Source organism: Ruegeria sp. BF8, assembly GCF_056538625.1.
Map to the genome: position 1 here is coordinate 931,888 of NZ_JBQFTL010000001.1, position 21,851 is coordinate 953,738.

Annotated in this window: 17 protein-coding genes; 11 read left to right on the forward strand and 6 right to left on the reverse strand. The window is 60.9% G+C overall.

Annotation, left to right across the window (positions count from 1 at the left end; translation table 11 throughout):
* Positions 1-23: 23 nt before the first annotated feature.
* Complete coding sequence (locus ACR0LD_RS04630) at positions 24-2,066, reverse strand: ASKHA domain-containing protein (RefSeq protein ID WP_480635736.1); 2,043 nt, start codon at positions 2,064-2,066, stop codon at positions 24-26.
* A gap of 215 nt (positions 2,067-2,281) precedes the next feature.
* Here ACR0LD_RS04630 and guaB point away from each other — a divergent pair, with 215 nt between their 5' ends.
* From guaB to ACR0LD_RS04645, 3 genes are all read left to right on the forward strand, one after another.
* Entirely contained in the window at positions 2,282-3,730 is a 1,449-nt protein-coding gene (gene guaB / locus ACR0LD_RS04635) for an IMP dehydrogenase (protein WP_170359199.1), read from the forward strand.
* A 28-nt stretch (positions 3,731-3,758) separates the two neighbouring features.
* Positions 3,759-4,919, forward strand: a complete 1,161-nt coding sequence (locus tag ACR0LD_RS04640; RefSeq protein ID WP_480635737.1) for an RsmB/NOP family class I SAM-dependent RNA methyltransferase — start codon at positions 3,759-3,761, stop codon at positions 4,917-4,919.
* Positions 4,920-5,023: 104 nt separating this feature from the next.
* A complete protein-coding gene (locus tag ACR0LD_RS04645; RefSeq protein WP_480635740.1) occupies positions 5,024-7,315 on the forward strand; it encodes a hybrid sensor histidine kinase/response regulator in 2,292 nt (763 codons plus the stop codon).
* On the opposite strand, the gene ACR0LD_RS04650 is transcribed toward ACR0LD_RS04645, so the two are convergent.
* The gene (locus tag ACR0LD_RS04650) at positions 7,312-7,905 is read right to left on the reverse strand and encodes a sulfotransferase family 2 domain-containing protein (protein WP_170359204.1); all 594 of its coding nucleotides are present in this window, start codon (positions 7,903-7,905) and stop codon (positions 7,312-7,314) included. The genes ACR0LD_RS04645 and ACR0LD_RS04650 overlap by 4 nt on opposite strands.
* A gap of 306 nt (positions 7,906-8,211) precedes the next feature.
* Here ACR0LD_RS04650 and recA point away from each other — a divergent pair, with 306 nt between their 5' ends.
* The 4 genes from recA to ACR0LD_RS04670 all read left to right on the forward strand — a co-directional run bounded on the left by recA (position 8,212) and on the right by ACR0LD_RS04670 (position 13,381).
* Entirely contained in the window at positions 8,212-9,276 is a 1,065-nt protein-coding gene (gene recA / locus ACR0LD_RS04655) for a recombinase RecA (protein ID WP_170339099.1), read from the forward strand.
* Positions 9,277-9,417: 141 nt separating this feature from the next.
* Complete coding sequence (gene alaS / locus ACR0LD_RS04660; protein WP_480635742.1) at positions 9,418-12,090, forward strand: alanine--tRNA ligase; 2,673 nt, start codon at positions 9,418-9,420, stop codon at positions 12,088-12,090.
* Between the two features lies 1 nt (position 12,091).
* Positions 12,092-12,379: a DUF1330 domain-containing protein gene (locus ACR0LD_RS04665; RefSeq protein ID WP_093962104.1), complete on the forward strand. Its 288-nt coding sequence runs from the start codon at positions 12,092-12,094 to the stop codon at positions 12,377-12,379.
* Between the two features lie 378 nt (positions 12,380-12,757).
* On the forward strand, positions 12,758-13,381 hold the full coding sequence (locus tag ACR0LD_RS04670; protein ID WP_170339104.1) for a transglutaminase-like cysteine peptidase: 624 nt from the start codon (positions 12,758-12,760) through the stop codon (positions 13,379-13,381).
* A gap of 1,505 nt (positions 13,382-14,886) precedes the next feature.
* Here the strand turns inward: ACR0LD_RS04670 and typA are convergent.
* The 4 genes from typA to ACR0LD_RS04690 form a co-directional block, all read right to left on the reverse strand.
* Positions 14,887-16,704, reverse strand: coding sequence for a translational GTPase TypA (gene typA / locus ACR0LD_RS04675; RefSeq protein ID WP_170338557.1), 1,818 nt, complete (start codon positions 16,702-16,704; stop codon positions 14,887-14,889).
* Between the two features lie 74 nt (positions 16,705-16,778).
* Positions 16,779-17,114, reverse strand: coding sequence for a DMT family transporter (locus tag ACR0LD_RS04680; RefSeq protein ID WP_170339109.1), 336 nt, complete (start codon positions 17,112-17,114; stop codon positions 16,779-16,781).
* A 365-nt stretch (positions 17,115-17,479) separates the two neighbouring features.
* Positions 17,480-17,725 carry a hypothetical protein gene (locus ACR0LD_RS04685; protein WP_093962100.1) on the reverse strand — a complete coding sequence of 82 codons (246 nt, stop codon included), beginning with the start codon at positions 17,723-17,725 and terminating at the stop codon, positions 17,480-17,482.
* Complete coding sequence (locus tag ACR0LD_RS04690; protein WP_093962099.1) at positions 17,725-18,378, reverse strand: alpha/beta hydrolase; 654 nt, start codon at positions 18,376-18,378, stop codon at positions 17,725-17,727. Before ACR0LD_RS04690 ends, ACR0LD_RS04685 begins: the two co-directional genes overlap by 1 nt.
* A gap of 178 nt (positions 18,379-18,556) precedes the next feature.
* Between ACR0LD_RS04690 and iscR the strand changes: the two genes are divergently transcribed.
* The 4 genes from iscR to ACR0LD_RS04710 are packed head-to-tail and all read left to right on the forward strand — an operon-like array spanning position 18,557 to position 21,851.
* Entirely contained in the window at positions 18,557-19,015 is a 459-nt protein-coding gene (gene iscR, locus ACR0LD_RS04695; RefSeq protein ID WP_093962098.1) for a Fe-S cluster assembly transcriptional regulator IscR, read from the forward strand.
* A 56-nt stretch (positions 19,016-19,071) separates the two neighbouring features.
* Positions 19,072-20,115 (forward strand): cysteine desulfurase family protein, encoded by a 1,044-nt coding sequence (locus ACR0LD_RS04700; protein WP_480635746.1) that lies wholly within the window; start codon positions 19,072-19,074, stop codon positions 20,113-20,115.
* An 18-nt stretch (positions 20,116-20,133) separates the two neighbouring features.
* Complete coding sequence (sufB, locus tag ACR0LD_RS04705; protein WP_170339113.1) at positions 20,134-21,654, forward strand: Fe-S cluster assembly protein SufB; 1,521 nt, start codon at positions 20,134-20,136, stop codon at positions 21,652-21,654.
* Positions 21,654-21,851 (forward strand): hypothetical protein, encoded by a 198-nt coding sequence (locus ACR0LD_RS04710; RefSeq protein ID WP_170363443.1) that lies wholly within the window; start codon positions 21,654-21,656, stop codon positions 21,849-21,851. Before sufB ends, ACR0LD_RS04710 begins: the two co-directional genes overlap by 1 nt.

Genomic DNA, 21,851 nt, shown 5'->3' on the forward strand with positions numbered 1-21,851 from the left:
GGGGTCCTCCGCAGTTTTTCGGACTATGCCTTTCTGCGGCGACGGCGGCCAGTTTTTTCCGCATCGCCTCCGGTGTTGAAGGACGGAGCGGGCAGGGTGACGATCTTAACCAGTTCCGGGAACGGGTCGGTCTTGTGCGGAATCGCGTTCGCGGCGACGAAATGCTCCTGGAATTTCGGCTCGATCGCGGTTTCGACCTTGGTGATCTCGCGCACCACGCGTTCGATCTCGGCCCGGGCGGCGATGTTGCACAGCGCGATGCGTGCGCCGGTGCCGGCGGCGTTGCCCGCGCTTTGGACCTTGTCCAGCGGCGCGTCGGGGATCATGCCCAGAACCATCGCGTGTTTGGTCGAGATATGGGCGCCGAACGCCCCGGCCAGCACTACGCGATCCACACGGTCCACGCCCATCTCGTCCATCAGCAGCCGCGCCCCGGCATAGAGCGCGGATTTCGCCAGCTGGATCGCCCGGATGTCGCCCTGTGTCACGGTGATGCGCGGGCCGCCCTCGGCGCTGGCGTCATGGATCAGATAGGAATGGGTTCGGCCCTCGGGGATGCAGCGGCTGGTGCCGGTCTGCTCGGCCGAGCCGATCAGGCCGCTCTCGTCCAGCAGGCCGGCCATGCGCAGTTCGGCCACCGCCTCGATGATGCCCGACCCGCAGATGCCGGTGATGCCGGTAGTGGCGATATCGGTCTCGAATCCGTCTTCGTCGGACCACTTGTCCGAGCCGATCACGCGGAACCGGGGTTCCTTGGTCACCGGGTCGATCTGAATGCGCTCGATCGCGCCGGGCGCGGCACGCTGGCCCGAGCTGATCTGCGCACCTTCGAAGGCCGGTCCGGTGGGCGAGGAACAGGCCAGCACGCGGGTCGTGTTGCCCAGCAGGATCTCGGCATTGGTTCCGACGTCCACGATCAAAACCAGATCCTGCGACTTGCCCGGCTCTTCGCTCAGCGCCACGGCGGCGCAGTCGGCTCCCACATGGCCCGCGATGCAGGGCAGGATGTAGACCTGCGCACGGGGGTTCATCGTGGTCAGATCCATCTCGCGTGCGTGCAGCGTGACGCTTTCCGACGTGGCCAGCGCAAACGGCGCCTGGCCCAGTTCAACCGGGTCCAGACCCAGCAGAAGATGGTGCATGACCGGGTTGCAGACGAACACAGTTTCCACGATCAGGGCCGGGTCGATCCCTGCCTCGTCGGCGATCGAGGTGACCAGATCGTTGATCGCCTCACGCACGGCCCGGGTCATCTCCTGATCACCGCCGGGGTTCATCATCGCGTACGACACACGGCTCATGAGGTCTTCGCCGAACCGGATCTGCGGGTTCATCAGTCCCGACGAGGCCTTGACCTCACCGGTGTCCAGATCGGTCAGATGCGCGGCGATGGTGGTCGAGCCCAAATCGATGGCCAGCCCGTACAGCCCGTTTTCGTGCAGTCCGGGCCAGATTTCGACGATGCGCGCCACTTTGTCCTTGTGGCCCTTGTGCAGGGCGACCGTGACCTCCCATTTACCCTTGCGCAGGGTCGGCTGCAGTTTGGACAGAAGCGACAGGTCGGCGGTGACGGCGTCGATCTGCCACTGCTCGCGCAGGGCACGCTCCAGCCGTTCCAGATCGCCGGTGGGCGAGTGCATGTCGGGTTCTTCGACCACCACGAAATAGAGGCGCGTGGCCGGGTCCATGGTGATGGCGCGCGCGGCGGCGGCCTTGCGCACCACCTGGCGGTGCACCTGGCTTTCAGGCGGGACGTCGATCACCACGTCGCCCTGAACGGTGGCCTGGCAGCCCAGACGCCGGCCCGGTTTCAGACCGCGTTTGTCGTCATAGCGCTGCTCAACCGCGTTCCATTCGCTCAGCGCGTCTTCGCGGACCGTGACGCCGTGTTTGGGAAACTCGCCATAGCTGGGCGTGATCTGGCATTTCGAGCAGATCCCGCGCCCACCGCAGACCGAATCCAGATCGACCCCCAGTTGCCGGGCCGCCGTCAGGATCGGAGTGCCAACGGGGAAATGTCCGCGTTTGCCCGAAGGGGTAAAGACGACAAGGGGATCGGTGGTCATGACGGATGCCTTTTTGGTGTTCGCGCGTATGGCGGCAAGATATGGGTTTCGCGGCAAAGGGAAAGGCCAATCCGCGGCAGGTTTTGCGCGGCTTGCGTCGTTTTCCGCGCCATCACGGCGGTTTGTGGGCGAACAAGTTGGGGCAGGGGCTTTTCCTTTGGTCGAAACCATGCAATAGGGTCACCGCCAAACGGGGTTTTGCATGGGGTTAGCAGATGCAGATTCGTGAGGCACTCACCTTTGATGACGTTCTTTTGGTTCCGGCGGCCTCGTCGGTGCTGCCGGCAACGGCGGACACGTCCACGCGCGTGACGCGCGCGATCACCATGAACATACCGCTGCTCAGCTCGGCCATGGACACGGTGACCGAGGCGCGGATGGCCATCGCAATGGCGCAGGCCGGGGGCATCGGGGTCATCCACAAGAACCTGACCGTCGAGGAGCAGTCGCGTGAGGTGCGCCGGGTCAAACGCTTCGAATCCGGCATCGTCTACAACCCCGTCACCCTGCGCGCCAATCAAACGCTGGCCGATGCCAAGGCCCTGGTTGAACGCTACAACTTCACGGGGTTCCCGGTGGTGGATGACGAAGGCCGCGTCGTGGGCATCGTGACCAACCGCGACATGCGTTTTGCCACGTCGGACGACCAGCCGATCCGCGCGATGATGACCACGGATAATCTGGCGATGCTGCAGGAGCCGGCCGACCTGGAAGAGGCAAAGAGCCTGATGAAGGCTCGCCGGATTGAAAAGCTGCTGGTCGTCGACGGATCGGGCAAACTGACCGGTCTGCTGACCTTGAAGGATACGGAACAAGCGGTGCTGAACCCCACGGCCTGCAAAGACCATCTGGGTCGGCTGCGGGTTGCGGCGGCCACGTCGGTTGGCGATGCCGGCTTTGAACGATCCGAGCAATTGGTCGACTCTGGCGTCGACATCATCGTGGTCGACACGGCGCACGGCCATTCCCAAGGGGTGCTGGACGCGGTGAAGCGGATCAAGGCCCTGTCGAACGAAGTGCAGATCATCGCGGGCAACGTCGCAACGGGCGACGCAACCAAGGCCCTGATCGACGCTGGCGCCGATGCGGTCAAGGTCGGGATCGGGCCGGGCTCGATCTGCACCACGCGCATGGTGGCCGGTGTCGGCGTGCCCCAGTTGACGGCAATCATGGATTGCTCGGCTGCGGCTGGCGACGTGCCGGTCATCGCCGATGGTGGTATCAAGTTCTCGGGCGATTTCGCCAAGGCCATCGCGGCGGGCGCGTCCTGCGCCATGGTTGGCTCGATGATCGCCGGCACCGACGAAAGCCCGGGCGAGGTGATCCTGTATCAGGGCCGCTCTTTCAAATCCTATCGCGGCATGGGCAGCCTGGGCGCGATGGCGCGCGGCTCGGCCGATCGTTATTTCCAGAAAGACGCCGCAAATGACAAGTTGGTGCCCGAGGGGATCGAGGGACAGGTGCCCTACAAGGGCTCGGCCAGCGCCGTCGTTCATCAACTGGTCGGCGGTCTGCGTGCGGCCATGGGCTATACCGGCTGCGCGACTGTTGATGAAATGCGCCGCAATTGTCAGTTCGTGAAGATCACCGGAGCGGGTCTGAAGGAAAGCCACGTGCATGACGTGCAGATCACACGCGAAAGCCCCAACTACCGCGTGATGTGACGGTTTCCGTCGGACTCAGGACCTCGACATGACCCCAGGCGCGCGCGTTCAGGCCGCTATCGAAATCCTAGACGATTTTCTGGGCGGAACTCCCGCCGAGAAAGCGTTGACGGGTTGGGCGCGGCGCAGCCGTTTTGCGGGATCGAAGGACAGGGCGGCGATCCGCGACCATGTCTTTGACGCGCTTCGGCATCTTCGGTCTTTCGCTGCGATCGGCGGTGCAAGGACCGGGCGAGGCCTGATGTTGGGCGCTCTGCGGTCCCGGGGCCAGGACCCGGTCGATCTGTTCAACGGAGTTGGTCACGCCCCAGACCCCGTCACGGCGGACGAGGTCGGACGTCCATTCGAAACGGAAGCCGAACAGTTTGACATACCCGAGTGGCTTTGGCCGGTGTTCGAGCGGTCGCTTGGTGAAAGTGCCAGAGAGGCCGCCGCCGCGCTGCAATCACGCGCTCCGGTTCACCTGCGGGTCAATCTGGCCCGCACGAGCATGCAAGAGGCGGTGGATGCACTGGCGCGGGAAGGGATTTCCACTGCGCCGCACCCGGCCTGCGAGACGGCGCTTGAAGTCGTCGATGGTGCCCGGAAGGTTTCGCAATCCCAAAGCTATCGTGACGGCTTGGTCGAGTTGCAGGATGCGGCGAGCCAGGCTGTCGTTGCTGCATTGAACCTAAGACCCGGCATGAGGGTTCTGGACTATTGTGCCGGGGGTGGCGGCAAGGCGTTGGCCATGGCCGCCTCTGGCGGTGTCGAAGTCTTCGCCCATGACGCCAACCCCGGGCGCATGCGTGACCTTCCTGACCGAGCACGACGGGCGGGAGCGCGCATTACGATCCTGTCCACAGATGACCTGGAAAAACTCGGCCCGTTTGACGTGGTGCTGACTGACGCCCCCTGTTCCGGGAGCGGCTCGTGGCGGCGCGCACCCGCGGGCAAATGGGCATTGACGCCCGAGCAATTGACCCAGTTGCCTCAGACACAATTGTCCATTCTGGACGCAGCCGCACCCCTCGTCTGTGATGACGGTGTATTGGCCTACGCCACCTGTTCGATCCTGGATGTCGAAAACAGAGGAGTCATAGACACGTTCCTGTCGTCGCATCCGGAATGGCAATGCATGTTCAGCCGATTGTGGCAGGTTGTACACGGCACCGACGGCTTCTATTCCGCCCACTTGACGCGACGCTGATACGCTGAAAACAACTTAAAGGAGAATGTCCGCTGGATTTCTTAAGCGGATATTAACTCTTTGTACCACGATATGCCGTGGATTGATTTTGAATCGAGTTGTTGATGACCGAGGTCGCTCAATTTACGCCAAGCTTGACCGGACGACATTTTCCGAGTTGGTCGCGGGCCATTTCTCTGGTCGGTGTTGCGCTTTTGTTGGTCATTCTCGCCCAACTCTTTCCGATCTCACCTCAGTTGGTTTCGGGCCTGCTAGCGGTTGGAGGGTCTTTTCTGGCCGTTGGCGCGTTTGTTCTGTTGCGCGGATGGTTCTCGTACCGCGAAGACAAACAGGCGCAGATCATACTCGCGTCGTTTCTTGAAAAAGAGCCCGCTCCGGGTTTCATCACGGATGCCAACGGGCGGGTGCTGATCGTGAACTCCGCAGCGCGGGACAGGTTCAACGCCACAACCGGCGCAAGGCTGGACATGTGTTTGCGGTCCGTTTTCGCCAATCCTGCGGCGATACTGGTTCGGATGCAGTCATTGGCGCAAGTCGAAGGGCGCGCGGCAGAAGACATCGTGACAAAGGGTACGACAATTCCAGTTCTGGCGATCGACCTTGGCGATGATCTGTACCTGTGGCGGATCAAGGCCTCGGGTCGGCAACCCTGGGCGTCTGCTTCGCTTCCAATCGTGACGCTCGGGCGAAATGACGTGGTCCTGAACATGAATGCCGCCGCCGAGGCGATGCTCCGAGGCAGCGAAGTGGGCGCGGCCGAGGCTCTGACGCCGGAGGTCATATCCGGTGAAACGGTTCTGCGCCTGCCTGCTCAAGAAGGTTCGCGGCGGGTATTCGTGTGCGAGGTACGAAAAACCAGCGCGGGCCGGGATATAGCGCTGGTCGTGCTTGACGACGCGCCTGCAGATCAGTGGACCACGACTTTCGCCGACGTCCCGGTACCCATGATGCACATCGCTCCGGGCGGTGAGATTCTGGATGCCAATCGACTGGCGCGCAAGCTGATCGGTGATGTTGAACTTGGTCAGACCAATATCGACACGGTTCTGAGCGGATTGGGGCATCCCTTGCGGGACTGGCTGCTTCAGGTCGCCGCGTGCGATGGGCCACCACGTTCCGAATTCCTGCGGCTGGGTGGAAAGGACCGAGAGGTCTTCGTGCAACTGACCTTGACCCGCATCGTCAAGAACGGTGAGGTGCGCCTTGTTGCCGTGCTGAACGACGCGACCGAACTCAAGACGCTGGAGGCTCAGTTCGTCCAGGGGCAAAAGATGCAGGCGGTCGGGCAGCTGGCGGGCGGCGTGGCGCATGATTTCAATAACCTGCTGACAGCCATTTCCGGACATTGCGACCTGCTGCTGCTGCGCCATGATCAAAATGATCCGAACTACGGCGATCTCGTCCAGATAAACCAGAATGCCAACCGGGCCGCTGCGTTGGTCAGCCAGTTGCTGGCCTTTTCCCGAAAACAGACTCTGCGACCCGAAGTGCTGGATCTGCGCGATACCATTTCCGACCTGATCCACTTGTTGAACCGCCTGGTGGGCGAGAAGGTCAAGCTGATCCTCAGTCATGATCCGGTTCTCAAGCCCGTTCGCGCAGACAAGAGGCAGTTGGAACAGGTCGTCATGAACCTTGTAGTGAACGCGCGCGATGCCATGCCCGACGGCGGAGAAATCCGTATCGAAACCGAGGTGTTTTCTTTGACCGAGCCGCTGATGCGGGACAGGGCGACGGTTCCGGTGGGTGAATATGTTTCGGTCAAGGTCATCGACAGTGGCGTCGGTATTCCGTCAGACAAGCTGCAGAAGATTTTCGAACCCTTCTACACGACCAAACGGACAGGCGAGGGGACCGGTCTGGGTTTGTCGACGGTCTATGGCATCGTCAAGCAAACCGGCGGCTTCATCTTCGTGGACAGCACCGAAGGGCGTGGGACCGAATTCAACGTCATGCTGCCGGTCTGCTTGGCACGGGACACCGAGGTTGCGATCGAACCGCCGGCACAACCGGAACCGAACGCGCATCAAGGCGAAGGTGTCGTTTTGCTGGTCGAGGATGAGGCGCCGGTACGCGCCTTTGCCACCCGTGCCTTGCGCCTCAAGGGCTATACCGTCTTTGAGGCGGGCTCTGCCGAGGACGCGTTGCGCATTCTTGCGGATCAGAACCTGCACGTCGACGTCTTCGTCACGGACGTGGTCATGCCCGGAATGGATGGTCCAACCTGGGTTGCCAAGGCGCTTGAAAGCCGGCCCGATGTGCGGGTGGTCTTCATGTCGGGCTATACCGAAGGCGCGTTTGGCGATGCTGGGCCGGAGATCAGACATTCGACCTTCCTGCCCAAGCCTTTTTCACTGACACAATTGACCGAGGCGGTGTTTCAGCACCTCAACTAACGCGCCTGCTGATGCAGACGAAACTCGGCGGCATGAGCCTTGCGGAATGTATCCAAGGTCTGGTCAGACAGTATCAGTTCCCGCTTGGGCGATACATTTTCGCGGGTCAGATCGATCCGGGCGTTCAGTCGATCTTGAAGGAAGTCCAGAATCTCGTCCTGGTGTTCGTAGCGAAAGATATGCGAAGCACCGGCGCCATTGCTGCGGGTCCGGAAGAATTCAGTTTGGCTGCCGACATCGGCGAACGCGGGACGGGGCGATTGCATATAGGCTTGGACAAACTTGTCGAAAGACATGCCGTCGGTCGAATGCGGGTGGCCCGTCAATTCGGTGCGCGTCCTGTACCGGTACCAGCTGCCCAGCCAATCGACGGGTTCGCGCACGACGGCCATGATTTCCATTTCAGTGTCGTACATCTTGCGGAAAATGTTCTGGAAGAAACGGTCGTAGCGACGCACAGGCGCATGTTTTAGATCCGGTGGACCCGACACCACGATATCCGCCCGGTCCCGCAACGCGACCTGATAGGCGGTGCTTCCGGTTTTGGGCAGGGACAAAAGCGCAAGGCGTTCCTTGAAGAAGATCAGCATTTCATGTCTTTCCTGCGCCGAAGGCTGTCGTGCCACATGATTGTCCGCCCCGGCAGCCAAGGTCAATTGCTTCCGCACAAAATCGCCAGCCTGCGCAAGCAAAGTTTCATTGAAAAGACAGAGCCTTGGGCATGATTGAGCAGTTTCGAGATCAGAGTAAACGACTTTTTAACCTCTTCATCGAAGGGTAAGGAATGAAAGTTTTTGTTGATATGTTCTCTTTTTGATCTCATAAGGAACAAGAGGCGAACAAAGCAGCGATTGCCGCCCGGTGATGGGTGTGACAAAAGGGAAGGCGACAGGACAATGGCGGATCTTCTGACAATGAACGACAAGAAAAACCCCGACAAGCAAAAGGCGCTGGACAGCGCGTTGGCGCAGATCGAGCGGCAGTTCGGCAAGGGCTCGATCATGAAACTGGGCGATGGTGCCCGGCAGGAGATCGAAGCCAGTTCGACCGGGTCACTTGGGCTGGATATTGCCCTTGGTATCGGCGGACTTCCGATGGGTCGGATTGTCGAAATCTACGGCCCGGAGAGCTCGGGCAAGACGACCCTGACCCTGCATTGTATCGCCGAGCAGCAGAAACGCGGCGGCGTCTGTGCATTCGTCGATGCGGAACACGCGCTGGACCCGCAATACGCCCGCAAGCTTGGGGTGGATCTGGACGAACTGCTGATCTCGCAGCCCGATACGGGTGAACAGGCGCTGGAGATTACCGATACGCTGGTGCGTTCCGGGGCGGTCAACATGGTCGTTGTGGACTCGGTGGCGGCGCTGACGCCGAAATCCGAGCTGGAAGGCGACATGGGCGACAGCAATGTGGGTGTGCAGGCCCGGCTGATGAGCCAGGCGATGCGCAAACTGACCGGCTCGATCGCCCGCAGCAACTGCATGGTGATTTTCATCAACCAGATCCGCATGAAGATCGGCGTCATGTTCGGCAGCCCGGAAACTACGACCGGGGGCAACGCCCTGAAATTCTACAGCTCGGTCCGTCTGGACATCCGCCGCATCGGCGCGATCAAGGACCGCGATGAGGTGGTCGGTAACCAGACCCGCGTGAAGGTGGTCAAGAACAAGGTGGCCCCGCCGTTCAAGCAGGTGGAATTCGACATCATGTATGGTGAGGGCATCAGCAAGATGGGCGAACTGCTGGATCTTGGCGTCAAAGCCGGTGTGGTCGAAAAGTCCGGCTCGTGGTTCAGCTATGGGGATGAGCGGATCGGGCAGGGGCGTGAAAATGCCAAGCAATACCTGCGGGACAACAGTCGGGTTGCGCTGGAAATCGAGGATAAGATCCGTGCCGCGCACGGACTTGATTTCGACATGCCGCCTGCGGCGGATGAGGATGATATTCTCGAAGCCTGATCGGAAGATCCGAGAGAACACTGGCAAGGTGATCCTTCGGGTTCACCTTGTTTCGTTTGCGGTGCAGCAATCCTGTGGACTATCGGCGGGCAGGGGGCTAAACCGTCGCGATAGATCATGAATGCGCGCTGAGAGAGCCCAATGCCCACGCTGAACGATATCCGCTCAACCTTTCTGAACTACTTTGCCAAACAAGGGCACGAAGTGGTCGCGTCGAGCCCGCTTGTGCCGCGCAACGACCCGACGCTGATGTTCGTTAACTCGGGCATGGTGCAGTTCAAGAACCTGTTCACCGGCCTTGAGACCCGCGACTACACACGTGCTACCACGGCGCAGAAATGCGTGCGCGCCGGCGGCAAGCACAACGACCTGGACAATGTCGGTTACACGGCCCGCCACCACACGTTCTTCGAGATGCTGGGCAACTTCTCGTTCGGCGATTATTTCAAATCGGAAGCGATTCCGTTCGCTTGGGAGTTGATCACCAAGGAGTTCGGGATCGACAAGAACCGTCTGCTGACGACGGTCTATCATACCGATGACGAGGCGTTTGAAATCTGGAAGAAAGTCGGCGTCCCCGAAGACCGGATCATCCGCATCGCCACCAGCGACAATTTCTGGCAAATGGGCCCGACCGGTCCCTGCGGCCCCTGTACCGAGATCTTCTATGATCACGGCGACCATATCTGGGGCGGACCTCCGGGATCGGCCGAGGAAGACGGTGACCGGTTCATCGAGATCTGGAACATCGTTTTCATGCAGAACGAGCAGTTCGAAGACGGCTCGATGCGTGAACTGGACATGCAGTCGATCGATACCGGCATGGGTCTGGAACGGATCGGCGCGTTGCTGCAGGGCAGCCATGACAACTATGACACCGACCTTTTCAAGACACTGATCGAGGCCTCGGCCGAAGTCACGCATGTGGACCCCTACGGCGATCAGAATGTGCACCATCGGGTGATTGCCGACCACTTGCGGTCGACCTCTTTCCTGATTGCAGACGGGGTCATGCCCTCGAATGATGGTCGCGGTTATGTCCTGCGCCGGATCATGCGCCGGGCCATGCGCCACGCGCATCTTCTGGGCGCCAAGGATCCGGTCATGCACAAACTTGTTCCGACACTGGTTCAATTGATGGGCGCGCAGTATTCCGAGCTGGGTCGTGCTCAGGCTCTGATCGAAGAGACGTTGTTGTTGGAGGAAACCCGGTTCAAGCAGACGTTGGACCGGGGGCTCAAGCTGCTGGATGACGAAGTGGCGGGCCTGCCGGACGGGGCGCCACTGCCCGGGGATGCCGCTTTCAAGCTGTATGACACCTATGGCTTCCCGCTTGACCTGACCCAGGATGCCCTGCGCGAGAAAGGTCGGACGGTTGATACCGCCGGGTTCGACACCGCCATGGCCGAGCAGAAGGCGAAGGCGCGCGCCGCCTGGGCTGGTTCGGGCGAGGCAGCAGATCAGGCGGTCTGGTTCGACATACTGGACGCAAGCGGTGCGACGGATTTCCTGGGCTACGAAACCGAAATGGCTGAGGGTCAGGTTGTGGCTCTGGTGGTCGACGGTGACCTTGTGGACCGTATCGAGCAGGGCGGATCCGGCTGGGTGGTCGTAAACCAGACACCCTTCTACGGCGAGGCCGGTGGCCAAGTTGGCGATTCCGGCAGCATCCGGCGTCTTGAAGACCGCACCCAGAGAGCGACGGTCGAAGACACCCGGAAATTCGCGGATGGCAAGGTCTATGCACACAAGATCGTCGTGGACAGCGGTGCGATCGCCAAAGGTGATGCCGTCGAGCTCGAAGTTGATCACGCCCGGCGCTCGGCCATCCGAGCGAACCACTCGGCGACCCACCTCCTGCACGAAGCGCTGCGAGAAACGCTTGGCGATCATGTTGCACAGCGCGGATCGTTGAATGCTGCCGACCGTCTGCGGTTTGATTTCAGCCACGCCAAAGCGCTGACACAGGCTGAGTTGCAGACCGTGGAACGCGAGGTGAATGAGTTCATTCGTCAGAACTCGACGGTCGAAACCCGTATCATGACCCCGGACGATGCCCGCGCCTTGGGGGCACAGGCGTTGTTCGGTGAGAAATACGGCGACGAAGTCCGGGTCGTCTCGATGGGCAAGGCCCAGACCGGCAAGGGCCACGACGGCCAAACCTGGTCGATCGAACTGTGTGGCGGTACGCATGTGCGCCAGACAGGAGATATCGGGACCTTTGTCATTCTGGGTGACAGTGCAAGCAGCGCGGGCGTGCGGCGGATCGAGGCTCTGACCGGGGACTCTGCATTGCGGTACTTGACCGAGCAGGATCGGCGGCTTGGCCAGATTGCTGCCGAGTTGAAGGCGCAGCCGGATGATGTCGTCGATCGCATCAAAGCTCTGCTGGACGAGCGCAAGTCGTTGCAGAACGAAGTGGCGCAGCTGCGCCGCGATCTGGCGATGGCCGGTGGAGCCGGTCAAGGCGGCGGCGCGGAAGCCAAAGAGATCAACGGCGTCAAGTTCCTGGCACAGGCTCTGAATGGTGTGTCGGGCAAGGATCTGCCGGCCCTCATTGATGAGCACAAAGCGCGGCTGGGATCGGGCGCCGTTCTTCTGATCGCCGACACGGGCGGCAAGGCTGCAGTTGCTGCCGGTGTCACAAGCGACCTGACGCAGTCGATATCGGCCGTCGATCTGGTCAAGGCCGCCGTGCAGGAACTGGGCGGCAAGGGCGGCGGCGGGCGTCCCGACATGGCGCAGGGCGGTGGTCGCGATGCCGCCAACGCCGCGGCGGCCATCAAGGCCGCGGAAGAGGTTTTGGGAGGATAAGATGCCAGCACTCTGGATTGCACATGTCACGGTTACTGATGCCGAAGCTTATGGCAAATACGCCGAGCTTGCCGGCCCGGCCATTTCCAAACATGGGGGCACGTTCATTGCCCGTGCAGGACGCTATGTCCAACTGGAAGGCAAAGAGCGGCCCCGCAATGTCGTGGCGAAGTTCCCGTCGGTTGAAGCCGCCGTCGCCTGTTACAACTCGGCTGAATACCAAGAAGCCCTGAGCCACGCCCGGGGCGCAAGCGAGCGCGAATTGCTGGTCGTCGAAACGACCGAGTGAGAATCAACCGGAGCCGGTCTTGGATTGGCTCCGGAACCCGCTTTGGGTGACGCAACGTCAGCCAAAGTTGCGACGCCGATCCTGTAATTGGGCCGATAGTGTTCCGGTGATCACGTCCCGCAGAAAAATTTCCCTCATACTTTCAATGGGTTGAGCTTTTTTGTGGCGGCGAAACTATGACGTTCTACCTCTAATTGTGTCAGGCTTCGCCATTTTCTTGCGCGGAAAAGGTCATATTGAGTTACGAATTTCCGCCGTTTTTTGCCGACAACCTGACCGAGGATTGCCAGAGCCAGTCTGTTAACGGATAGTTTCCAAAAGCAGAATATGGTCCTCAGAAGCGGCAGTCAGTCGAACGTATGGGATCGAGGGACAGGCATGAAACGGGTTTTGGACAGGCTCAACACAGTGGCAAGTCGCGCGGCCAGCAAGGCCACATTGGCTCTGGGTGTGTTGGGAGTTATCGGCGGTGCCGTTCTTGCGACAGGACAAGCCAGCGCTTCAGAGACAGCTTTCATTTCGGGGTTTTCGGCTTCGCCACCGCCGTCGGGCGCACGGACCTTGTGCCGCCAGTATGCTTGGGCTTGTGCGAACAAGAAGTCGGTTTCGCTGCCCAGCCATCAGGAACTGCGACTGGTCAAGCAAATCAATGCCCAGGTCAATGCGACAACGCGTGAGGTCACGGACCAAGTGCAGTACAAGACGCGGGAGCGTTGGGCCCTGCCAACATCGCGCGGCGGTGATTGCGAGGATTTTGCGCTGCTGAAAAAGCGTGACCTGATCAAGGCTGGAATTGATCCCAACAAGCTTTTGCTGGCGACCGTTTTGGACACCCGCCGCGGCCCCCACGCGGTTCTGGTTTACCGCTCCAATCAAGGTGATCTCGTGCTGGACAACCTGACCAATCGGATCAAACCCTGGTCGGCCACACGCTATTTGTTCCTGCGGATGCAGGATCCGAAACAGCCCCAGCGTTGGGTTGGGATTTACGGGCGAAGCTAAGAAGCCACAGCGATTTGAGTTTCTTGAAGGCTCCAGCAAAAAAAAAGGGCGATGAATTCATCGCCCTTTTTCATTTGTATGCCAGATTGCCACTGAAACGTGGCATCACGACCAAAGGCGGTTAGTCCTCGTCATTGTTGGCGTTGTTGCCCTGACCAGGGCTTGCGCCTTCCGGTCCATTTCCACCGCCATTATTACCGTTGACGCCGCCGCCGTTACCGTTGCCGCCGCCGTTACCGTTGCCGCCGCTTGAGCTGCCACCGTCGCCGCCGCCCGAGCCGCCATCACCCGAGCCGCCGCCGTCACCGCCGTCGCCACCGCCCGAGCCGCCATCACCCGAGCCGCCGCCGTCACCGCCGTCGCCACCGCCCGAGCCGCCATCGCCGGACCCACCGCTGGAGCTACCGCCGCTTGAGCTGCCGCCATCACCGGACCCACCGCTGGAGCTACCGCCGCTTGAGCTGCCGCCATCACCGGACCCACCGCTAGAGCTACCGCCGCTTGAGCTGCCGCCATCACCGGACCCACCGCTGGAGCTGCCACCGCTTGAGCTGCCGCCATCACCGGACCCACCGCTGGAGCTGCCTCCGCTGGAGCTTCCACCATCGCCAGAACCGCCGCTGGAGCTGCCTCCGCTGGAGCTTCCACCATCGCCAGAACCGCCGCTGGAGCTGCCGCCGCTGGAGCTGCCACCGCCGTCGCCGGACCCACCACTGGAGCTGCCGCCGCTTGAGCTACCACCGCTGGAGCTACCACCGCTGGAGCTACCACCGCTGGAGCTGCCACCACTGGAGCTACCGCCTGAACCTCCCGGAGGTGCCGCCGGTGGAGGATTGCCACCACTGGAACCGCCTCCACTGGAGCTGCCACCGCTGGAGCTACCGCCGCTGGAGCTACCACCGCCTGAGCTCCCGCTCTGTTCCGAAGGGCCGTCGCCGGATCTTTGATCAACCGTACCAATCGACGCGGTCGGGAAATCCGTCAGTACGGCCGCAAAGGCAGGACAGGTCTGCAAAGTGCGGGCAAGAATGTCTTCGAAATCGGCACGACGCTGGATGTAACGCAGCATCCGTGCATCCACGACCGTACAGGCACACAGGGTTTCTGTGGAAACCGACTGCCGGGCTGTCTGGATCGTACACTTGTCCGCGGCGACAACAGGTCCACCGGACATCAGAGGCAATGAAGCTGAAGCAAATACTATTGTCAGTAGACGGGATTTGATGCGCATATCGCGCCTCCTTAAACTCGTTAAACTCATCACCGAACAACGTGGCGATGACACACTTTGAACACAAATACACCCCTATCACGCCGCATTTTCAAGGGCAACACCGCGATAGCGATGCGGAATTAACTCATCTTATGGACGAAATTGCAGGTAAAACAAAAGGGAAGCCATGAACCATTCATGGCTTCCCTGAGAAAACACCGTTTCAGATGGACGCAAAAATGTCACATTCGCGCCATTGTTTCCGACCCGTCCAAAATCGAACGGACCGAAGTCAGGCTGACTTGGCCATGCGCTTGCGTTCGTGCGGGTCAAGGAACCGCTTTCGCAGCCGGATCGCGTTCGGAGTTACTTCGACCAGCTCATCGTCGTCGATGTAGGCGATGGCCTCCTCCAGCGAGAACTGGACATGCGGTGTCAGGCGAACAGCATCGTCCGAACCGCTGGCCCGCACGTTGGTCAGTTTCTTGCCTTTCAGCGGGTTCACCTCAAGGTCATTATCCCGCGAGTGTTCGCCGATGATCATACCCTGATACACATCGGTCTGGGGGCCGACGAACATCCGCCCACGCTCTTCCAGGTTCCACAGCGCGTATGCGACGGCCTGGCCGTTCTCCATCGAGATCAGAACGCCGGCGCGCCGCCCGGGGATCGGGCCCTTGTGCGGTGCCCAGCCGTGGAACACGCGGTTCAGAACGCCGGTGCCGCGGGTGTCGGTCAGGAATTCACCGTGATAGCCGATCAGGCCACGCGACGGGACATGCGCAATGATGCGGGTTTTGCCAACTCCTGCGGGGCGCATCTCAACCAACTCGCCCTTGCGCGCGCCTGTCACCTTTTCGATGACTGCGCCCGAGAATTCGTCATCCACGTCGATGGTAACTTCCTCGATGGGCTCCAGGCGTTGGCCGTCTTCCTCGCGGAACAGAACCTGCGGGCGCGAGATGCTGAGCTCGAACCCTTCGCGACGCATGTTCTCGATCAGAACGCCCATCTGCAACTCACCGCGGCCCGCAACCTCGAAGGCTTCGCCGCCGGGGGTGTCGGTGATCTGGATCGCCACGTTCGATTCGGCCTCCTTCATCAGGCGGTCGCGGATGACGCGCGACTGGACCTTCTTGCCGTCACGCCCCGCCAGCGGCGAGTCGTTGATACCGAAGGTGACGGTGATGGTCGGCGGGTCGATCGGCTGGGCGGGCAGGGCCTCGTCCACCTGGGGCGCCACCAGCGAATCCGCAACGGTGGCCTTGCTCATGCCTGCGATGGTCACGATGTCGCCCGCTTCGGCGACGTCGATCGGTTGCTGGCTGAGGCCGCGGAAGGCCAGGATCTTGGTAGCCCGGAAATTCTCGATCAGCTTGCCGTCACGGCTGAGCGCTTTGAGGCTGTCACCCGCTTTGAGCGTACCGCTTTCCACACGGCCGGTCAGAATGCGACCGATGAACGGGTCGCTGCCCAGAGTGGTCGCCAACATGCGGAAGGGTTCATCCTTGCGCTCAGCTTGTTTGGGTGCGGGAACGTGGTCGACTACGAGGTCGAACAGGGCGGACAGGTCCTTGCGTGGGCCGTCCAGTTCCATATCGGCCCAGCCGGACCGCCCCGAGGCGTACATGGCAGGGAAATCCAGCTGGTCGTCGTCGGCGCCGAGGTTGGCGAACAGGTCAAAGCATTCGTCCAGCGCGCGGTCGGGCTCGGCATCGGGCTTGTCGACCTTGTTCAGCACCACGATTGGACGCAGACCCAGTGCCAGCGCCTTCGATGTCACGAATTTCGTCTGGGGCATCGGGCCTTCGGCGGCATCGACCAGAAGCACAACACCGTCGACCATGCTGAGGATACGCTCGACCTCGCCGCCGAAATCGGCGTGGCCGGGGGTGTCAACGATGTTGATGCGCGTGCCTTTCCACTCGACACTGGTGGCCTTGGCCAGAATGGTGATGCCGCGTTCACGTTCGAGATCGTTGCTGTCCATGGCGCGCTCGGCCACGGCCTGGTTTTCCCGGAATGCACCGGATTGTTTGAGTAGCTCGTCTACCAGGGTCGTTTTACCGTGGTCCACGTGAGCGATGATTGCGATGTTGCGCAGGTCCATGAGGTCAGCCTTTGAACGGGAAGTTGCCGCGCGCATAACGCGGCGCGGCACAAGTTACCAGCCCTAACGCGCGATCAGTGGCCCGCAGTCTGCGAAAAGAGGTGGATGACTAGAATGCCGCCCAGAATCATCGCAAGGCCCAGAACCGCCGGCCAGTCCAGCCGTTGGCCGAAAACCACAAAGCCGATCAGCGCAATCAGAGCGATGCCAAGCCCGGACCAGATTGCATAAACGATGCCGACGGGCATTACCTTCAGCGTCAGCGCCATCAGGTAAAAGGCAAAGCCATAGCCCACCACCACCAGAACCGAGGGCCAGAACCGGGTGAATTGCTGGCTGGCCTGCAGTGCGGTCGTTCCGATTGTCTCGGCGATAACGGCGAGAAGGAGGATCAGGTAGGCGTGGGGCATGGTTCTTGAACCCTTGATGCAGCTGCTGGGACGTTGAGCACAGAATTCAGAAACGGCGCAAGGAAATTCAGGCAGCCGCCCCTTTCGTTGGTTCACCTAGGGTCAGGTAAACCCGACTATGGCAAGGCCGGAAAGTGTGTAAACTACTGCACGTTTTCGATTACTTTTTTAACGAGTGTGTTTCATGACGACATTTGCAAAAACGGTCGTGTTTGCTTCGGCAACTATCGTGGCGATTGGGTGGCTTGCTGACGGGGGGTCCGTCGATACTGACGCAGCCAATTTGGTTGATATGTCAAGCGCAACAACAGTTTGAACGCCACGAATGAAACGAAAAAGGAGCCCGCGGGCTCCTTTTTTTGCGCCTATTGCTTTTCGATCGCCTTCACCTTGGACCGGTGATCCGACAGCCTCTTGATCAGGAATTGCCGCGCCTTGCGCTCGGCCAACCGGACGCGGATTTCGGTAAGGAAAGCCTCCTCAAGCGATTGGGAGGCTGCGCCCAGAACGTCACCGACTTCGACGTAGAACCGATCCTGGCCGGTTTCGTCCATGACCTTCATCGTATCCTCGGCCAGTTTCGCCGCGAGAATGGTGATGGTGTCGGACATCAGCGTGTGTTCTCGGTCAGGCGGCGTTTGACGTAGTCGGTTACGTTGGTCATCAGCGTATCCATGTGCTCACCCTGGAAGAAGTGGTCGGCTCCTTCAACCTCGGTATGGGTGATGGTGATACCCTTCTGCTCGTGCAGCTTTCCGACCAGTGCGGTGGTGTCCGCCGGCGGTGCCACCCGGTCAGCCGTTCCGTTGATGATCAGCCCGGACGAGGGGCAGGGGGCAAGGAACGAAAAATCATACATGTTCGCGGGCGGCGACACGCTGATGAAGCCGGTGATCTCGGGGCGACGCATCAGCAACTGCATGCCGATCCAGGCTCCGAACGAAAAGCCTGCAACCCAGCAATGTTTCGAGTTGTTGTTCATCGACTGCAGATAGTCCAACGCCGATGCCGCGTCGCTGAGTTCTCCGACGCCCTGGTCATACTCGCCCTGGCTGCGGCCGACGCCCCGGAAATTGAAGCGCAGGACCGTAAAGCCCATGTTGTAGAACGCGTAGTGCAGGTTGTAGACGACCTTGTTGTTCATGGTCCCGCCGAACTGGGGGTGCGGGTGCAGCACGATGGCGATCGGTGCGTCTTTTTCCTTTTGGGGGTGGTAACGGCCTTCCAGTCGGCCTTCAGGTCCGGGAAAAATCACCTCGGGCATGTGTGCGGTTGTCCTGTCTTTTTCTCGCGGGCGCCGGGATATACTTGACGGTTATCGTCAGGCACCTTAGAACGGTTCTAATTGAGTATCGCAGCGTGAACACGCTGTCAGTCGGAGATACGCACTGACCGCGGCGACGTCAATGTTTTCACGCGGTTCAAGCCACGAGGATCGAAGAATGAAGCTGTCAACCAAGGGCCGTTACGCGATGGTGGCGTTGGCGGACATCGCGCTTCAACCCGCCGACACGCTGGTGACCCTGGGAGAGATTTCCGAGCGTCAGGACATTTCGCTGCCCTATCTGGAGCAGCTGTTCGTCAAGCTGCGCCGTGCCGATCTGGTTGCATCCGTGCGCGGGCCGGGCGGCGGCTATCGTTTGGCGCGGCCGGCGTCGGAGATCCGCGTGGTCGAGATTCTGTCAGCCGTGGATGAAACAGTTGATGCCATGCACAAGGGGGCCGGGGCGTCGGGGGGATCCTCGGGCAGCCGGGCGCAGTCGCTGACCAACCGCCTGTGGGAAAGTCTCAGCGCGCATGTCTACGTATTCCTGCACCAGACACGCTTGTCCGATGTGATCCAGAACGACCTTGCGCCGTGTCCGGCGGTGCCGGGGCTGTTCTCGGTCGTGGATGATTGACCGGTGAGTGGATTGGGAATCTCGAGGGGCGTGGCCGTGGATGAAAAGGTGAGTCCATGAGACGTGTTTACCTGGATCACAACGCCACGACCCGGCTGCGCCCCGAGGCGCGCGACGCGATGATCGCGGCGATGGAGGTCTGCGGCAACCCCTCCTCGGTCCATGCTGAGGGGCGAGCGGCCAAGGCCGTCATCGAAAAGGCGCGTGCGCAGGTGGCCGCGGCCTTTGGGGCGGATGGGGCCGATATCGTGTTCACATCCGGGTCGACCGAAGGCGCGGCGCTGGCCTTGGAAGGGCGCAACCTGCATGGCGCGGCGATCGAACATGATGCCGTAAGGGCCTGGACTGTCGAGGATTTGCCGGTTTCGCACCAAGGCGTTGTCGCCGTCGCCGACCCGGACCGGTCCACGTTGCAACTCGCCAATTCTGAAACCGGGATCATTCAGGCCTTGCCCAAGGGTCTAGCCGTCACCGATGCCACGCAGGCGTTCGGGAAACTGCCGATCGCCTTCAACTGGCTGGATGTGCAGATGGCGTTGGTCTCGGCGCACAAGCTGGGCGGGCCAAAGGGTGTGGGTGCCGTGGTGATGAAACGCGGCACGGATCTGGAGGCCCGGATCAAGGGCGGTGGCCAGGAAATGGGGCGCCGGTCGGGGACGGAAAATGTCATTGGAATCGCTGGGTTCGGCGCTGCGGCTGAAGCGGCGGCGCGGGATCTGGCAAACGGAGTTTGGGAAAAGGTTGCAGAACTTAGAAATATTCTAGAAAAGGCCCTTGAGGCTGGTTCTAAATCTACTATTTTTGTCGGGAAAGATCAGGATCGATTGCCCAACACCCTGTGCTTTGCGACGCCCGGCTGGAAGGGCGAAACGCAGGTGATGCAGATGGATCTGTCGGGCTTTGCGATCAGCGCCGGTTCGGCCTGCTCCAGCGGCAAGGTTAAGGCAAGCGCGGTACTGACCGCGATGGGATATGACGAGGCCACGGCGGCCAGCGCGGTACGCGTTTCGCTGGGCCCCGAGACGAGTGAAGAAGACGTGCTACGTTTCGCCGAGACGTGGCTGGAAAAAGAGAAAAAGCATCGCGCGCGGGCCGCGTGATCTGACGGAGGGTGGAACATGGCCGCTTTGGACCAGACCCAGGTAAAAGAAGGTGTCGATCAGGAAACCGTTGACGCGGTGCGCGAGGTCGGAACCTACAAATACGGGTGGGATACCGATATCGAGATGGAGTACGCGCCCAAGGGCGTGAACCCCGATATCGTCAAGCTGATATCGGAAAAGAACGAAGAGCCCGAGTGGATGACCGAATGGCGCCTGAAGGCCTTCGAGCGTTGGACCCAGATGGAAGAGCCAAAATGGGCCATGGTCCACTATCCTGAAATCGATTTTCAGGACCAGTATTACTATGCCCGGCCCAAGTCGATGGAGACCAAGCCCAAGTCTCTGGACGAGGTCGATCCGAAACTGCTGGCCACTTACGAGAAGCTCGGTATCCCGCTGAAAGAACAGATGATTCTGGCCGGCGTGGAAGGTGCCGAGGATGCCCCGGCCGAGGGCCGCAAGGTCGCGGTGGATGCGGTGTTCGACTCGGTTTCGGTTGGCACGACCTTCCAAGCCGAGCTGAAGAAGGCCGGCGTCATCTTCTGCTCGATCTCCGAGGCGATCAAGGAACACCCTGAACTGGTCAAGAAATACCTGGGCTCGGTGGTGCCGGTGTCGGACAATTTCTACGCCACGCTGAACTCGGCCGTATTCTCGGACGGCTCGTTCGTCTATGTGCCGCCCGGCGTACGCTGCCCAATGGAGCTGAGCACCTATTTCCGCATCAACGCTGAAAACACCGGCCAGTTCGAACGCACTCTGATCATCGCCGACAAGGGCTCGTACGTGTCCTATCTGGAAGGCTGCACCGCGCCCCAGCGTGATACCGCGCAGCTGCACGCCGCGGTGGTTGAGATCATCGTCGAAGAAGACGCCGAGGTGAAATACTCGACCGTCCAGAACTGGTTCCCGGGCGACGAGAACGGCAAGGGCGGCATCTACAACTTCGTGACCAAGCGTGCCGATTGTCGGGGCGACCGGTCCAAGGTGATGTGGACGCAGGTCGAGACCGGCAGTGCCGTGACCTGGAAATACCCGTCCTGCATCCTGCGGGGCGATGACAGCCAAGGCGAGTTCTACTCGATCGCCATCACCAACAACATGCAGCAGGCCGATACCGGCACCAAGATGATCCATTTGGGCAAGAACACCAAGTCGCGCATCGTGTCCAAGGGCATCAGCGCGGGCAAGGCCCAGAACACCTATCGCGGGCTGGTGTCGATGCACCCCAAGGCCAAGAACAGCCGGAACTACACCCAATGCGACAGCCTGCTGATCGGCGACAAATGCGGGGCGCACACCGTTCCGTATATCGAGGTCAAGAACAACAGCAGCCGGGTCGAGCACGAGGCCACAACCTCGAAGGTCGATGACGATCAGCTGTTCTATTGCCGCCAGCGCGGCATGGACGAGGAAGAGGCCGTGGCGCTGGTGGTCAACGGTTTCTGCAAGGACGTGCTGCAGGCGCTGCCGATGGAGTTCGCCATGGAAGCCCAGCAGCTGGTCGCGATCTCGCTGGAAGGCTCGGTCGGCTGATGGCTCGCTCGCCGCGCACCCGCAGGGATGATGTCCTGACCGCGGCGTCTTATGCGCTGCCTGTTCTGGGCGGCTTGCTGGGCGTGGCCTATGTCAACGTCAACTACACCGATTTCATCAACCCGGTCTGGGCAATCGGCGGCGGGGCGGTCCTGGGATGGATCGCGGCGCGGCTGCTGCGCAGGATGCTGGGATAG

Excerpts from the sequence above, each read along its gene's own strand:
- ACR0LD_RS04640 (WP_480635737.1), top strand. The coding sequence starts at position 3,759 with ATGACCCCAGGCGCGCGCGTTCAGGCCGCTATCGAAATCCTAGACGAT.
- typA (WP_170338557.1), bottom strand. The coding sequence starts at position 16,704 with ATGGACCTGCGCAACATCGCAATCATCGCTCACGTGGACCACGGTAAA.
- ACR0LD_RS04645 (WP_480635740.1), top strand. The coding sequence starts at position 5,024 with ATGACCGAGGTCGCTCAATTTACGCCAAGCTTGACCGGACGACATTTT.
- ACR0LD_RS04710 (WP_170363443.1), top strand. The coding sequence starts at position 21,654 with ATGGCTCGCTCGCCGCGCACCCGCAGGGATGATGTCCTGACCGCGGCG.
- ACR0LD_RS04680 (WP_170339109.1), bottom strand. The coding sequence starts at position 17,114 with ATGCCCCACGCCTACCTGATCCTCCTTCTCGCCGTTATCGCCGAGACA.
- ACR0LD_RS04690 (WP_093962099.1), bottom strand. The coding sequence starts at position 18,378 with ATGCCCGAGGTGATTTTTCCCGGACCTGAAGGCCGACTGGAAGGCCGT.
- ACR0LD_RS04670 (WP_170339104.1), top strand. The coding sequence starts at position 12,758 with ATGAAACGGGTTTTGGACAGGCTCAACACAGTGGCAAGTCGCGCGGCC.
- ACR0LD_RS04700 (WP_480635746.1), top strand. The coding sequence starts at position 19,072 with ATGAGACGTGTTTACCTGGATCACAACGCCACGACCCGGCTGCGCCCC.
- sufB (WP_170339113.1), top strand. The coding sequence starts at position 20,134 with ATGGCCGCTTTGGACCAGACCCAGGTAAAAGAAGGTGTCGATCAGGAA.
- iscR (WP_093962098.1), top strand. The coding sequence starts at position 18,557 with ATGAAGCTGTCAACCAAGGGCCGTTACGCGATGGTGGCGTTGGCGGAC.
- ACR0LD_RS04630 (WP_480635736.1), bottom strand. The coding sequence starts at position 2,066 with ATGACCACCGATCCCCTTGTCGTCTTTACCCCTTCGGGCAAACGCGGA.
- ACR0LD_RS04685 (WP_093962100.1), bottom strand. The coding sequence starts at position 17,725 with ATGTCCGACACCATCACCATTCTCGCGGCGAAACTGGCCGAGGATACG.
- alaS (WP_480635742.1), top strand. The coding sequence starts at position 9,418 with ATGCCCACGCTGAACGATATCCGCTCAACCTTTCTGAACTACTTTGCC.
- guaB (WP_170359199.1), top strand. The coding sequence starts at position 2,282 with ATGCAGATTCGTGAGGCACTCACCTTTGATGACGTTCTTTTGGTTCCG.
- recA (WP_170339099.1), top strand. The coding sequence starts at position 8,212 with ATGGCGGATCTTCTGACAATGAACGACAAGAAAAACCCCGACAAGCAA.
- ACR0LD_RS04650 (WP_170359204.1), bottom strand. The coding sequence starts at position 7,905 with ATGCTGATCTTCTTCAAGGAACGCCTTGCGCTTTTGTCCCTGCCCAAA.
- ACR0LD_RS04665 (WP_093962104.1), top strand. The coding sequence starts at position 12,092 with ATGCCAGCACTCTGGATTGCACATGTCACGGTTACTGATGCCGAAGCT.